The 14509-nt window shown below is 60.9% G+C and carries 14 protein-coding genes; 4 read left to right on the top strand and 10 right to left on the bottom strand.

Features of this window, described 5'->3' with window-relative positions:
- Window positions 1-11 precede the first annotated feature (11 nt).
- Both ACODR6_RS00570 and gmk read left to right on the top strand, forming a co-directional pair.
- Window positions 12-899, top strand: coding sequence for a YicC/YloC family endoribonuclease (locus ACODR6_RS00570; protein WP_112719526.1), 888 nt, complete (start codon window positions 12-14; stop codon window positions 897-899).
- A 3-nt stretch (window positions 900-902) separates the two neighbouring features.
- Window positions 903-1565: a guanylate kinase gene (gmk, locus tag ACODR6_RS00565; RefSeq protein WP_112719525.1), complete on the top strand. Its 663-nt coding sequence runs from the start codon at window positions 903-905 to the stop codon at window positions 1563-1565.
- Between the two features lie 149 nt (window positions 1566-1714).
- Here gmk and rsmA read toward each other — a convergent pair whose 3' ends face one another.
- The 7 genes from rsmA to ACODR6_RS00530 form a co-directional block, all read right to left on the bottom strand.
- Window positions 1715-2542: a 16S rRNA (adenine(1518)-N(6)/adenine(1519)-N(6))-dimethyltransferase RsmA gene (rsmA, locus tag ACODR6_RS00560; RefSeq protein WP_489020020.1), complete on the bottom strand. Its 828-nt coding sequence runs from the start codon at window positions 2540-2542 to the stop codon at window positions 1715-1717.
- Complete coding sequence (gene pdxA / locus ACODR6_RS00555) at window positions 2542-3567, bottom strand: 4-hydroxythreonine-4-phosphate dehydrogenase PdxA (RefSeq protein ID WP_489020018.1); 1026 nt, start codon at window positions 3565-3567, stop codon at window positions 2542-2544. Before pdxA ends, rsmA begins: the two co-directional genes overlap by 1 nt.
- A 5-nt stretch (window positions 3568-3572) precedes the next feature.
- The gene (locus ACODR6_RS00550) at window positions 3573-4511 is read right to left on the bottom strand and encodes a SurA N-terminal domain-containing protein (RefSeq protein WP_489020016.1); all 939 of its coding nucleotides are present in this window, start codon (window positions 4509-4511) and stop codon (window positions 3573-3575) included.
- 183 nt (window positions 4512-4694) lie between these two features.
- Complete coding sequence (locus ACODR6_RS00545) at window positions 4695-7052, bottom strand: LPS-assembly protein LptD (RefSeq protein WP_489020014.1); 2358 nt, start codon at window positions 7050-7052, stop codon at window positions 4695-4697.
- Window positions 7052-8140, bottom strand: coding sequence for an LPS export ABC transporter permease LptG (gene lptG / locus ACODR6_RS00540; RefSeq protein WP_489020012.1), 1089 nt, complete (start codon window positions 8138-8140; stop codon window positions 7052-7054). Before lptG ends, ACODR6_RS00545 begins: the two co-directional genes overlap by 1 nt.
- On the bottom strand, window positions 8137-9312 hold the full coding sequence (locus tag ACODR6_RS00535) for an LptF/LptG family permease (protein WP_489020010.1): 1176 nt from the start codon (window positions 9310-9312) through the stop codon (window positions 8137-8139). Before ACODR6_RS00535 ends, lptG begins: the two co-directional genes overlap by 4 nt.
- A gap of 97 nt (window positions 9313-9409) precedes the next feature.
- Entirely contained in the window at window positions 9410-10159 is a 750-nt protein-coding gene (locus ACODR6_RS00530; RefSeq protein ID WP_489020696.1) for a phosphatase PAP2 family protein, read from the bottom strand.
- Between the two features lie 186 nt (window positions 10160-10345).
- Here ACODR6_RS00530 and ACODR6_RS00525 point away from each other — a divergent pair, with 186 nt between their 5' ends.
- Window positions 10346-11839, top strand: a complete 1494-nt coding sequence (locus tag ACODR6_RS00525) for a leucyl aminopeptidase (RefSeq protein ID WP_112718816.1) — start codon at window positions 10346-10348, stop codon at window positions 11837-11839.
- A 20-nt stretch (window positions 11840-11859) separates the two neighbouring features.
- Window positions 11860-12309: a DNA polymerase III subunit chi gene (locus ACODR6_RS00520; protein WP_489020008.1), complete on the top strand. Its 450-nt coding sequence runs from the start codon at window positions 11860-11862 to the stop codon at window positions 12307-12309.
- An 18-nt stretch (window positions 12310-12327) separates the two neighbouring features.
- Here the strand turns inward: ACODR6_RS00520 and ACODR6_RS00515 are convergent, their stop codons facing one another.
- The 3 genes from ACODR6_RS00515 to ACODR6_RS00505 form a co-directional block, all read right to left on the bottom strand.
- The gene (locus ACODR6_RS00515; protein ID WP_489020006.1) at window positions 12328-12546 is read right to left on the bottom strand and encodes a hypothetical protein; all 219 of its coding nucleotides are present in this window, start codon (window positions 12544-12546) and stop codon (window positions 12328-12330) included.
- A gap of 58 nt (window positions 12547-12604) precedes the next feature.
- Window positions 12605-13531: a Gfo/Idh/MocA family protein gene (locus ACODR6_RS00510; protein WP_489020004.1), complete on the bottom strand. Its 927-nt coding sequence runs from the start codon at window positions 13529-13531 to the stop codon at window positions 12605-12607.
- A gap of 84 nt (window positions 13532-13615) precedes the next feature.
- Window positions 13616-14434 carry a polysaccharide deacetylase family protein gene (locus ACODR6_RS00505; RefSeq protein WP_489020002.1) on the bottom strand — a complete coding sequence of 273 codons (819 nt, stop codon included), beginning with the start codon at window positions 14432-14434 and terminating at the stop codon, window positions 13616-13618.
- Window positions 14435-14509: the final 75 nt, after the last annotated feature.

Raw genomic sequence — 14509 nt, 5'->3', positions numbered from 1 at the left:
CGGAGGCTCGCATGGCTTTGCAGTCCATGACCGGTTTTGCACGGCGTGAGGGAACGAGCGGCCGTTGGCGTTGGGCATGGGAACTGCGCTCGGTGAACGGCAAGGGTCTCGACCTGCGTCTGCGCCTGCCGCCCGGCCTGGAGCGGATGGAAGTGGACGTGCGCCGCATGGCGGGCGAAACCTTCAGCCGCGGCAATATGCAGGCGAACCTCTCGGTTTCTGCCGGCGAGAACCGCTTCGAAACAGTTCTCAATCAGGATGCGCTGGCGACCGTTCTTGCCCTGCGCGACCAGCTGGCAGGCATCATCGATCCGGAGCCGCTGAAGCTCGACACGCTGTTGTCGATCCGCGGCCTCGTGGAGTTCCGCGAGAGCGAAGACAGCGAAGACGCACTCGCTGCCCGTGATGCCGATGTCGTCAGCGGCCTCGTCGGCGCGCTTGCCGATCTGAAGCTGATGCGCGAGCAGGAGGGGGCGGCTCTGTCGCGCGTACTCCTCGACCATGTCTCGACCATCGAAACGCTGACGCAGACCATCGAGCGCGACCCTTCGCGTTCGCCGCAGGAGATCGCCGAGCGCCTGAAGACGCAGGTGGCGATGCTGCTCGATGGCACCGCAGCGCTCGATCGCGATCGCCTTCATGCCGAGGCGGCGCTGCTTGCCACCAAGGCGGATCTTCGCGAGGAAATCGACCGGCTGAAGGCGCATGTCGCCGCTGCCCGCGAATTGCTGGCAAAAGGCGGCCCTGTCGGCCGCAAGCTGGATTTCCTTGCACAGGAATTTAACCGGGAATCGAATACCATCTGTTCGAAATCGAATGCCTCGGCCGTCACCGCCGCCGGCATTGAACTGAAAGTCGTCATCGACCAGTTCCGCGAACAGGTCCAGAATCTGGAGTGATCCATGCAACCGACGAAAACGTCGCCCATTCAGATCGCGCGCCGCGGCCTGATGCTTGTCATCTCGTCGCCGTCGGGCGCCGGAAAATCGACGATTGCCCGCACGCTTCTGGCGCAGGATAGCCAGATCGGTCTGTCGGTCAGCGTCACAACGCGCCAGCGCCGCCCGAGCGAGGTCGAGGGCATCCACTATCGCTTCGTCAGCATCCGCGAATTCGAGGTGCTGCGCGATTCCGATTCGCTTCTTGAGTGGGCCGAGGTTCACGGCAATTTCTACGGAACGCCGCGCGCTCCCGTCGAACAGGCGATGAGCGAAGGCCGCGACATGCTGTTCGACATCGACTGGCAGGGCGCCCAGCAGCTGCAGGAAAAGATGTCGGCCGATGTCGTCTCGATCTTCGTACTGCCGCCGACCATGACCGAGCTGCAATCCCGCCTGCACCGCCGCGCCGAAGACTCCGAAGAAGTCATCGCCCAGCGGCTGGCCAATTCCCGCGCCGAAATCGGCCACTGGCGCGAATACGACTATGTCATCGTCAACGACGATCTCGAGAAAGCCTTCGACTCCGTTCAGTCGATCGTCAAGGCGGAGCGTCTCCGCCGAGACCGCGGCCACGGCGTCTTCGACTTCGTCACCAAGCTGCTGGAAGAGACGCCGGTTCTCTGAGGGAGCGGGTGGGGGCTCGGCGCGCGCCCCCCATTTCCGATTTGAAGAAGTGTCTCCCGCGCCCCACGACTGGGGCGCCGCCGGATTCCTGTGACATCTCGCGGGCGCAGCCCCAAGGACACAGGGACGAGGGCGGTGTAGGAAGTCCCCTAGAGACTATTCGCCAGCAAACAAAACTCATCCACCGAAAGCGTCTCGGCCCGCCGCTGTGGATCGATCCCCGCCTTCTGCAGCAGCGCCTCGCCGCCGATCGGCTTCAGGCTCTGGCGCAGCATCTTGCGGCGCTGGCCGAAGGCGGCATGCGTGACGCGCTCCAGGTTGGCAACGGAGCAGGGGATCGGATTTTCGCGCGGCGTCAGGTGCACGACGGTGGACGTTACCTTCGGCGGCGGCGTGAAGGCCTGCGGAGAAATGTCGAAGGCCATATGCGCTTGAGTCCGCCAGCCGGCGAGCACGCCGAGGCGGCCGTAGTGATCGTCGTCCTGTTCGGCGACGATCCGCTCGCCGACTTCCTTCTGGAACATCAGCGTCAGCGACTCCCAGAAGGGCGGCCATTGCTTCGGCAGCAGCCAGTTCACCAGAAGCTGGGTGCCGACATTATAGGGCAGGTTGGCGATGATCTTGACCGGACCCTCAGGCGCCATCGCCTCGAAATCGGTCTTCAGCGCATCACCCTCAATAACTTCGAGACGGCCCGGATAGTGATCGGCAATCTCGGCGAGCGCCGGCAAGCAGCGCGGATCGCGCTCGACGGCGATCACCTTCTTGGCGCCGAGCGCCAGGATCGCACGCGTCAGGCCGCCAGGACCCGGGCCAACCTCGAACACAGTCGTATTCTCAAGACTGCCGGCAGTGCGGGCAACCTTCTGCGTCAGGTTGAGGTCCAGGAGGAAGTTCTGTCCCAGCGCCTTGCGGGCGTCGAGCCCGTGACGCTGGATGACGTCGCGAAGCGGCGGCAGACCATCGAGTGCAGCCATCAGCGAAGGCTCTCGGCGTTGCGGCCCAGCTGGGCGCCCAGCTTCAGCGCGGCGACGAGGCTGTGCTCGCGGGCAATGCCCTTGCCGGCAATGCCGAAGGCCGTGCCGTGATCAGGCGAGGTTCGCACGAAGGGCAGGCCAAGCGTCACATTGACGGAATCGTCGAAGCCGAGCGCCTTGGCGGGGATCAGCGCCTGGTCGTGATACATGCAGACGGCGACGTCGTAGCGGGCGCGGGCCTCGTCATGGAACATCGTATCGGCGGGCAGGGGGCCGATGGCATCGATGCCCTCGGCGCGCAACTGCTGCACGGCCGGATGGATGATGTCCTCGTCCTCGCGGCCCATCGTGCCGCTCTCGCCCGCATGTGGGTTGAGACCGGCCACCGCAAGGCGCGGCTGTGCGATCCCGAAGCGCTCGATCAGGTCGGCATTGGCAATGCGGCAGGTCTCGACGATCAGGGCACCGGTCAGCGCCTGCGGCACGTCCCTGATCGGGATATGGATGGTGACGGGAATGGCCCGCAGTTTCGGCCCGGCAAGCATCATGACCGGCGTCATGGCCTTACCCGTCGCGCGTGCTGCGAGATCGGCAAGAAACTCGGTATGTCCAGGGAATTTGAAGCCCGCCTCGTAAAGCACCGATTTCGCGATCGGGTTCGTCACGACGGCAAGCGCTTCGCCCTGGTGGGTCAGCGCGACCGCGGTCTCGATCGCGGCGATCGTTCCGGCGGCCGTCGCCACATGCGGTTCACCGGCGGCGACTTCAACGCCGGCCGCTATCGGCAGGACCGGCAGAGCTTCGGCAAAGATGTCGCCAGCCGTGCTGGCATCCGCGTGGCGGATCGGCACGGTAACATCGAGCTGACGGGCACGCACGGCCAGCACGTCGGGGTCGCCGATGAAGAAGAACGGCGCAAGACCGAGCTCGCGGCGGCGCAGCCACGCCGTCAGCGTGATATCCGGGCCGACCCCTGCCGGGTCACCCTGCGTCAGCGCCAGTGGCCGCGAGAAGGGGACTGCCATGGCGATCAGCGATAGATGATCTGCGCCTTGGAGCGCAGTTCGTCGAGGTACTTCTTGGAATTCTCGTCGGTCGGCGCTTCCTTGTTGGCCTTCGCCTTGTCGAGGTCTTCCTGGCGGAACACCATCTCGGCGGCCGTGTCGTCGGAAACCTGACGCTGGCTGCAGATTGCCAGATACTCGACGCCTTTTTCTGTTACGCGCGTCGCCGTCGTGTTGCCCTTGGCCTGCTCGATCAACGGCTTCCAGTCGGCCGGTAGCTGCGGCGCCAGCATGCGGCCGAGATCGCGGACGGAAACGTCACGCATCGTCGCGGCGAAGACCTTCGCCTGATCACAGCCCGGATATTTCGAGCGCGATGCGTCCGCTTCGCTCTTGCGCTTGGCGGTAATGCCCTTCTTCGACTGCGGCACGACGAAGATGATCTGCTGCAGCATGTATTCCGTGGTTTCAGGCTTCTGCTTGTTGTTTTCCATCATGCGCGAGACAAGATCACTGCTCGACATGCGCGCCGCAGATCCATAGCGGGCGTTGACGACGCGTGGCCAGCTCATCTGCACGGCGATGAATTGCTTGAAATGATCAGGGCCAACACCGGCGCGATTGAGGATTTCGGTCAGCTGAGCAACCGTCAGCTTGTTGCCCTGCGCAAAACGCCCGAAGGAGGCATCGACCTCATCGGTCGAAACCGACATGCGAACACGGGCAACTTCCTGACGCTTCAGCGTTTCGTCGACCAGCGATTCCTCGGCGCTTTTCGCATCCGCTTTCTGATGCTGAAGCTTCAGGAAGGCCACACGCTTGGCAACGTCACCGGAGGTGATCGCCGTGCCGTTGACAACGGCCTTGACCTCGCTTGCGGCAAAGGCCGGCTGAAACGCGGCAGCTGCGATGCACATCGCAGCCCCTGCAAGGATTGCCGTAACCGTTCTTCTGGCGCCAATCATCTATAGACCCTTCCCTAGACGGCACAATGCAATGCGCGCCTATTTCCTTCCATCGAGACTACAGGACGTCATTTCCAGCGAAATGATGCTCTCCTATGCCTCAGATAATTGCTGACGGCAATGTCCTGCAAAAGTCTTGCGGCGAAAGAAAGGCTCTCTTTCTTTCGCCGCGGTTCTTCAAGCTTAGTTGTTGTATATCTTCTTGTCCGGATCGTCGAAATTGCCGACGTTGATATCGCCGAGCGTGCGGAACGTCAGCTTGGCGCCGATCGTCCAGTCGCTCGCCGACTCATCGCTCAGGTCGCGCTTGTCGGTATAGGCGATCGTGAAGATTGTGCACTCATCCTCGTAGGACAGGCCGATGCTCTTCCTGGCGATGACGTCGTTGTTCAAATCCCAAGCGATGCCGCCGAAGATCGACCAGTAATCCTTGAACTTGACGGACGCCTTCGTCTGCAGTTCGTCCGCATCAGACAGCAGACCGTAGTCCGGCTGCTTGGTGATATGGGTGTAGATCAACTGGCTCTGGAACGTGTCGTTCTGGAAGCCAGCGGTGAAATCGCCACGGCGGAATGACAGGTCCTTCTCGTCAAGACGATAAGATGCGGCAAGAGCCAGCCCTTGAGGCGTTTCGATGCCGCCGAGACCGACATAGTCTGAGCGCGACGTCTCAAGACCGGATTCGGCACCAACGTTTCTCAGGTCACTCGTATCAAACGAATTCTGGCCGGCAATCTGGAACGACTGACCAAAAATACCATGCAGCTTATAGCCGTTGTCAAAGGTGCCAGTGTACTGGAAGCCGATATTGGCGCGGGTACCACCCTCGATACGATCGTAACCCGAGAACTTGTCGCGATCGAACAGATTGGTCGCATCGAAAACAAAGCTCTGCGCGTCCTCGTTCGGCAGGGCGCCAGCGAGTGGCTCATCGGGTCGCGCATAGATCTGGGCGATCGGCTCGATCACATGTGTGCTGTTGGATGTAGTAATCAGGAACGGGTAACGGGCTTCCAAGCCGGCGGTCACCATACCGCGCGTCGCGGCATCACCGTTGTCGAAATCGCCACTATAGGTGCCGCCGACGGAGTTCGGTCCATCCATATTGAGCGAAAATGCATCGCCGCGAGCCGCAAGCAGAGGCGTAATCAAAACGCCCGCGGGGGTCACGAAGGTGCGCTTCCACTCCAGTTCACCGCTGAGGCGGGACATCTGTCCCTTCAGGGAGTATCGGTCTTCGCCATCAGGGTTGTCAAAGAAGCTGTCATGCGTGCGCGAAATATTGGTCAGGTTGACATCGAATGACAACTCACCGCCAGCAAGCGGTCGAGGTGCGACGTAGTGATAGTCCAATGTCGGATAAACGACAGCCTGCTGCTTCTCCGCTTCGCTGCCGGCGTCGGCATCCTGACGATCGAAGTAAAAGGCGCGCATGTCGAAGTAATTGCGCTTCCCAAGACCAGTCAGATAGACCTGATTGGTGTGGGTCGTCTGATCGTAGCCTTTCAGCTCATATGTACGAGAGAAGTTGTTGTCACTCTGGTACATAACGTCCCAGCCGAAGGTCCAGCGGGGATTGATCTTGAACTCGGCCTGTGAGGCGATCATGCCACGGCTATCGCGCTGGTCGCTGGTGCCATCGGTGAACCTGTCCGGGTTCATCTGGTTGATGCCAGCCATGCGAAGCGTATGGGTGCCGTTTTCGAAGCGCTGGCGGAACTCAGCATCGAGCAGGAAACCCTGTTCGGTATAACCGGTCCCCGTTACCGTCGCATCCATGCTCGGCGAGAAAACGTAATAGTACGGAACCGAAAGACCGAAGCCGAGATTCTGCGACGTGCTCATCGTTGGGAAGAGGAAGCCGGACTTCCGCTTCACCGTATTATCGGGAACTTCGATCCACGGAAGATAGGCGATCGGCATTCCAAGCAGTTCGAAGCGGGCCTTCTCAAGACGTATGGTATGCTTCTCGCCATTCTGGATGACACGCTCTGCCTTGACCTGCCAGAATGGCGGCTTTTCAGGCTTTTCCGCGCAGGGAAGGCAGGCCGTATAGACGCCCCTGTTCAGGATCATCTGCGTGCCGCCGACGCGCTCACCGCTTTCGGCGACGATGCGCGTATTGTCCGCTGTCTCGATACGGAGAGCGTTGATGAAGCCATTGGCAAAATCGTCAGTGACGTCGAGCTTGTCGGAATACATCCGGTTGCCATCGGGACTGATCATCTCGATGTTGCCGAGCGCCATCATCCGGCCGGTCTTCTGATTATATTCGACGCGCTGCGCCACCAGCTTGTAGCCGGCGTAATTGATCTGAACGCCACCCGTGACGGAAACGATCTGCTGGTCCTTGTTATAGACCAGTTCGTTTGCCGAAAGCACCAGCTTCTGGCCCTCTTGGACCTTCGGCTGCAGCTTCTGGATAGCTGGATTTTCCTGTGCAAAGACTTCTGGAATGCTGCCGGAATAGCTGAGCAGAGTCGCACCTGCGAGCAGGGCAACCAACTGTTTACTAAAAGTCTTGCGGTCGCCTGCCGCCACTAGCCATCCTCCTGATGAAGCAGAATCGTTGCGCCGAGTGCCAGCGCGACGACTACCGGAATCCAGGCCGCCACGAAAGGCGGCACAACTCCGCTGCTTCCAAATGCTTTTACAAGCACGGTCAGCACATAAAGCACGAAGCCTGAGAGGATGCCACCCAGAATCACGGACCTCGATTGGTTGAACCGGCTAAATTTCAGGGACACTGTTGCAGCAATGAGAGTCATCGCTACGAGAAGCAGCGGCTGCGACAGCAGTGAGTGGAATTGCGTCTCCAGCGCCTTGGTCGGAACACCGAAGGATTTCGCAATTTCAATTCGATTAGAAAGATCAAAAAAAGCAATGGTTTCAGGTGGAGTCAGGCGCTCCCTGACGAAATCCTGCTTCAAATTGGTACGCAGTTGTACCGTTGGCTTACGCTGGACGATTTCGCCGGGGCGGCGCTCCGTCACATCCTTAAGGAGCCAGTAACCATCTTCCAACTTTGCCGACTTCGCATCCTGGCGCAGGATCACCCGGCCATCCGAATCGAAGTGGATAAGCACGGCGTCGGTCAGCAGCGTGCCGTTCTCAAGGATCGTCTGCGCGCCGATGATAACGTCGTCCTGGCCGCTGATCTGACGAATCCACGGAATCTGCGATGCCTTGTTGGCAAGCTTGTCCTGCCCGCGCCAATCGGTCTCGACGAGCGCGGCCTGGCGCTGGCCCCAAGCGGCAATCGGGTTGATGACCGTGACCGTCAAGACGCCAAGCAGCAAGGCGCCGACAACGAAGGGCGTCATGAACTGCCAGACGGAAATGCCTGCCGCGCGAGTGACGACCAGTTCGTATTTCCGGTTGAGCCCGATCAGCACGGTCATGCCGACGAAGAGGGCGATGAATGGAATAGTCTGCTGCAAAAGCAGCGGTAGACGAACCGCCGTCATCAACAGGCCACTCGCAACCGTGTAGCCGGGAAGGCCGGACATTCGGGTCGCGGTCTCGCTGAAGTCGATCAGGAAGACGATGCTGATGATTCCCAGGAAGAACCAGACGGTCGTCACCATGTAGCGGCGGAAGAAATAACGCCCAAGCGTGCCGAAAATCATGCGGCACCTCCCGATTTTCCGTTCTTACGCGGGCCTAGATAGCCGCTCACAAGACGCGAAATCGCCGTAAGGCGATTGCCTATGGCCGTCGGAACGAGTCGCCTATGGAAATTGAGAAGGACGATCGCAATCAGCGAAGCGACAACAGGGATGCCGTAAAGGATCACGATGTAGGCTGGGCGCGTATCGATCTCGTTTGCAGCGTAGAAAGATGCCCAGCGAAGAGCAAAGGCGATCCCGAGCGCCGAGATCATCGGATGGAGGCGCGCTTCGCGATGCGAGCGTGCGTCGCCGGCAATCACCAGTGAAATCAGAGCAAAGACGAAAGGCAGCGTCCAGTCCGTCAGGCGCCGATGCAGCTCGGCAGTATAACTGCCTGGTTTCGCAATGTAATCTTTATCTGTCGGGTCGGGGTTCAAAAGGAACGACAGATCGCGGTCGCTGGCGCGCAGCGTCGCCTCGCCACGGTTTTCCGTCAGGTCCGACAGGTCGAACGAATAGGAATCGAAGCGGATGATCGAGACGTTGCCGTCGCGGGTCTTTCTCTGGACTTCGCCATCCTTCATGAGCAGCGATGTGCCACTTTGATCGACCGCGCCTTCCCGCGCATAATAGATCATGTCGAAAGCCGGATCGCGCTCGTCGACGACGAAGAGCCCGCGCAGCACGCGGCCTGCAAGACGTTCGGATATCTGAACGTAGAGGCCGTCGTCGATCTTGCGGAAGTTCTTTTCCTCGATGACGGTCGAGAGCAGGTCGGCATAGGTCGCGGCGACCATTGCGCGGACGCCGGTCTTGGCCTTCGGTTCGACGACGTTGTCGACGAAGAAGGAGAAGACGCTGATGACGGCCGCAAGCAGCAGGATCGGTCGCACCAGGATGCTGCGCTTGGCCCCTGCAGCGTCGATGACGGTCAGCTCGGAATCGTTGTTCATCGTCGTCAGCGTCTGAGTGATGCCGATGACGAGAGCGAAGGGCAGGACGATCGGAATGATCGACGGCAGGATCAGTGTCGCCAGCATCGCGAACGATCCGACGGATTGCCCGCTGTCGGTCACGAGATTGACGCGCTGCAGCACCTGAGTCGTCCAGATGATCGCAAGCACTGGCAGCAGCGCTACGAAAAACATCTGGCCGACGCGCCGCAATATGTAGATCTCGAGAAGTTTCATGCCTGCCCTTGAACGATCCGCCGGGCAAACGCCCCGCAGCGGATTCCATCTACGATGTTTGTTTCGCTTTTGCGACCGGTCCGGCTCAAAAATTCATTCAAATTTCAGAATTTTTTGGGCGGTGTGACGAATCTGTGAACGCGTAGAGACCGGCAAAGACGACGACCGCGAGCAGCCAGCCGAGGATGATGTCGGAAAGGAAATGGCCGCCGAAAGCGAGCCGCATCATGGGTGTCAGCAGCGACACCGCGACAACTGGCAGGAAAAGCCCGGTTCTCGCCGGCTGCGGAATGAATACCAGCAGACAGAGAAGCCAGCCGGCACTCGCCGCTTCGCCCGAGATGAACGAACAGTTGCTGACGCATTTGCCCGCGAAGGATCCGGCCTGGACGAAGTCCATCATGCCGCCGAATTCGGTGACGGAAACCGGGCGAGGGCGGCCCCAATGTTCCTTCAGGATCAGATTGACGATCAGGCCCGGGCCGATCAACAGCGAGCCGAGCGCGATCTTCAGATTGCGCGCCCGGACCGCGTTGAACGTCGCTCCATGCTGCGTGTAGCAGGCGATCAGGAAGCCGAGCTGAACGATCGCCACCACATAGGGCAGCCGGAAGAAGATAACGCGGAGATTTTTGAGGAACCAGTTGCCGGCCAGCGTGAAGGAGCCGCAGACATCGCCGGCAAGCGCGGTGGCGTCGCAGGTCGCGGGCGTGAAAAAGTAGCGGGAGGTCGCCAGATCGATCCCGGGAAAGGCGTAGAAGATGACGAGCAGCAGCCACCACAGGCAGAAGAGCCCGACGAAAATATCGGCAGCGGTCGGCGGAAAGCTGATTCTCCAGCCGGAAATATAGGTCTTGAGGGCTGCAATCACTGTCGATGTCTTCCGTTGGCCTGGCCTTCCCGCGGCGCGCTGGCTTTCTGCCCCGGCGGCGCGGATTTGTCCATGGCCCGGCGATCACGTCTTGTTTTCGGGCATGAAACCCGGAATGATCGCCGCCAGAGAGGATTCCGCTGCGAATCCCAAGGAGAAGACATGTCTGTTAAATTTGATATTTCATTCGCTAAATCCGCCAAGATTAGCGGCGGCCTTACCGTTCTCTTGAAGGCTGGCGACGGCGAGCTTGCGGCTGGCGCAGAAATTGCCGACCCCGCGGGCGTCATCGCCAAGGCATCCAAGATCGCCAAGTTTTCCGCCAAGGCGATGTCGGCGCTCGATCTCGTCGCCCCCGAAGGCTCCCCCGCGGACCGCCTCTTCGTCATCGGTCTCGGCAAGCCGCAGGATCTGGTTGCGCATGACTGGCTGAAGCTCGGCGGTATCGCTGCCGGCAAGATCAAGGGCGCCGACAAGGCGACGATCTTCATCGATGCGCCGGGTGCGGCGATCGACGCCAAAGCTGCCTCCGGCTTTGCGCTCGGCATGCTGATGCGCGCCTACGCTTTCGATAATTACAAGACCAAGAAGTCCGACGAGGACGACAAGGCGAATGGCAAGTCGGCCAAGGTGACGATCGTTACTGCGGATGCCTCCGGCGCCAAGAAGGCGCTGGCCGATGCTGAGGCCGTCGCCGAGGGCGTCAATCTCGCCCGCGATCTCGTCAACGAGCCGCCGAATGTGCTTGGCCCGGTCGAATTTGCCGCCAAGGCAAAGGAGCTTGAGAAGCTCGGCGTCGAAGTGGAAATTCTGACGGAACGCGAAATGAAGCGTCTCGGCATGGGGGCGCTGCTCGGTGTGGCCCAGGGTTCCGTCCGTCCGCCGCGTCTGGCGATCATGCATTGGAAGGGCGGCAAGGCGAAGGACCGGCCGATCGCCTTCATCGGCAAGGGCGTCGTCTTCGATACCGGCGGCATCTCGATCAAGCCGGCCGCCGGCATGGAAGACATGAAGGGTGACATGGGCGGCGCCGCAGCCGTGACCGGTCTCATGCATGTGCTCGCCGCCCGCAAGGCGGAGGTCAATGCCGTCGGCATCATCGGTCTTGTGGAAAATATGCCCGATGGTAACGCGCAGCGCCCCGGCGATATCGTCACCTCGATGTCCGGCCAGACGATCGAGATCATCAACACCGATGCCGAAGGCCGCCTCGTGCTCTGCGATGCGCTCTGGTATTGCAACGACCGCTTCAAGCCGCGCTTCATGATCAACCTGGCAACGCTGACGGGCGCCATCATGGTCGCGCTCGGCAATGTCCATGCCGGTCTGTTCTCGAACGACGACACGCTCTCGGCGCAGCTGACCTCGGCGGGGCTCGCGACCAACGAGAAGCTCTGGCGCATGCCGCTCGGCCGCGACTACGACAAGATGATCGATTCGAAGTTCGCCGACATGAAGAACACCGGCGGCCGCTATGCCGGTTCGATCACCGCCGCGCACTTCCTGAAGCGCTTCGTGCAGGAAACGCCCTGGGCGCATCTTGATATCGCCGGCACCGCGCTCGGATCGCCACAGGACGAAATCAATCAGTCCTGGGGCTCCGGTTTCGGCGTCAGGCTGCTTGATCAGCTGGTGCGCGACCACTACGAGGCCTGATCACAGGCTGGAATGCAGGCATGACCGAAGTCCTTTTCTACCATCTGACGGAATCCAAGCTGGAGGACGCGCTGCCGCCGCTCGTCGACAAGAGCGTCGAACGCGGCTGGCGCGTCGCCATCCAACTGAGGGAGACGGCGCGGCGCGATGCGCTCGACGCGCATCTCTGGACCTACAGGGACGACAGCTTCCTGCCGCATGGCACTGAAGAGACCGAGCTGGCCGAAAGTCAGCCGGTTCTCCTGACGGTCACTGGCGACAACGCCAACCAGGCCACCGTCCGCTTCATCGTCGACGGCGCCGAGCCGCCCCAGCTGGAAGCTTATGAGCGCGTCGTTTTCATGTTCGACGGTTACGATCAGGAACAGCTGGAAGGTGCTCGCGCCCAGTGGAAGAAGCTGAAAGGCGAGGGGCATAACCTCACCTACTGGCAGCAGACACCCGAGGGGCGCTGGGAAAAAAAGGCCTGAGGCCTTGCCGCGGACTGCTCAGCCGTCCCGCTTGAACGTCCATTTGACGACATAATCGCCATTGCGTTTGAGCTTTGTCTTGGTTTTCAGCCGTACCGGGCCGCCGAGCGCGGCTTCAGCCTTTTCGAAGGCCTGGCGGGCTTCGGCCATGGCGGCGTGGTAGGCGCTGTTGTCGCGCTTCGGGGTGTCGGCGACTTCTTTCAGGAGGGCGGTCAGTTCCGCTTTGTCTTCGGCCATGTCCGCCCTCGCTATCAGTATGGGCTAGAGCCTTCGTCAGGCGCAGCCTCTCTCGGTATCAATCGTGGAAGGCTTCCACGAATTTGCGCTTGCCGAGCATGAAGGCATCGGCGACGTGGCGCAGCGGCGCCAGGTCGACGTCGGACTTGCCGGCCTTGATGATTTCGGCGAAGCGGCGATAGAGCGACGGATATTCTTCTTCCGGTGCCGAGAATTTCAGCTCGCCGTTGACCGAAAGCTTCGAGCCGCCTTCGGCGAGTTCCATCGTGCCGGCCGCGGTCTCGGCGATGATGTCCCAGCTCTGCTTGCCGGTCTGGCGCCAGTCGAACTCGCCGTGGACGGTCATTGCGCCGGCATCGCGGAAATGCAGGTCGGCCGCGATCGGCGCGTCGCGGTTCTCCGGGAATTCCAGCGTCGCTCCGGTCAGGAAGATCGCCTTCGGCAGGATATGCGTGACGATCGACAGGGCGTTGATGCCGGGATCGAAGACGCCGAGGCCGCCGGCCTGCCAGATCCAGTCCTGGTTCGGGTGCCAGTGACGCACGTCTTCCTTCCAGATGACGTGGACGTTCTTGATTTCGGTCTTCGCAAGCAAATCCCTGGCCGCTTCGACAGCCGCGGCATAGCGCGAATGCCAGCTGGCAAACAGCGAAACGCCCTTCTTGGCGGCCAGCGTCTCGAGATCGGCCACTTCGCTCAGCGTTGCGCCGGGCGGCTTTTCGAGAAACACGTGCTTGCCGGCCGAAAGCGCCTTGTAGGCGGCGTCATAGCGGTATTGCGGCGGCATGCAGAGCGAAACGGCGTCGATCGCGGGAACCGCTTCGAGCATCGCCTCGATCGTCGTGAAGCTCTGGATGCCGTCGACGGTGCCGTGGCGGCTTGCTGTGGCAACGAGCTTGAAGTCGCCATTCTTGGCGATGGAGGGAAGATGCTGGTCGCGGACGATCTTGCCGACGCCGACGATGGCGAGGTTGATGGGGGACATGAAGGGTGCTCGCTCCGAAAAGTATGATTTATTGGGCGCCTGTTTTATCAGAATGCTACCGCCGGGCAAGCGCCCATGTCACGCTCAAAGCGATGCCATGACGACGGGGCGGTCGTCTTTCTTGAACTTCAGCGTCACCACCTTGTAGCCCTCGGCTTCGAGCCTTGTAAGCAGGGCAGGGAGCATGGCGACGGTCCGCTTGTGTATGTCGTGCATCAGGATGATACCGCGGCCGCGCTGGCGCAGCCGGTTCATGGCGCGATCGGCCACCTGGTCGGGCGTCGAGTTGAAATAGTCCTTGGTATCGACATCGACATCCATGACGATCATCTCGCGCATTGCCACCGCCGAGCGCAGCTTATGGCTGTCGGCGAGATAAGGGAAGCGGAAGAAGTTGACGTCGGTGCCGGTCGCCTTGGTAACGGCCGCCGTGCCATGGGCGATCTCGGCGATCGCCTGATCGAATGTCATCGTATTGAGGTTGGGATGCTTGAAGGTGTGACTGCCGATCGTATTGCCTTCCAAGGCGACGCGGCGTGCCAGTTCGGGATGCAGTTCAGCCATCTCGCCGACCATCATGAAGGCGCCCTTGACGCCGAAGCGGTCGAGCGTCGCCAGTACCCGGTCGGTGCGGCCGGGGATCGGGCCGTCGTCGAAGGAAAGGACGACTTCCTTTGGCTCCAGCTTGAGGTCCTTCAGCGAGGAGACCGTCAGCACGCGGCCGGCAAGATGGTGGGTTTCGCCGAAGGCGAGGTTGGCGGGCTTCGGGAAGCCGGCGGCGCTTTCTTCGGTTTGCAGCGAAGACGTCTTGATGGTCTTGTCGGGCGCGGGTTGCTTGGTCGTCTGGCAGCCGCACAGGGCAAGCGCGAGGACGACACTCGAAAGAAAGGCGAAACGGGACATGAAAGGGGCTCAACAAATCAGTAATGAATGTTGAGACAACCTTTCGAATTATGGTTAACGATCGGTTTAAATCGG

The organism is Rhizobium sp. FG96, from assembly GCF_057808655.1.
The sequence above is the reverse complement of the archived record's forward strand: the minus strand, read 5'-3'. Positions and strand labels throughout refer to the sequence as shown.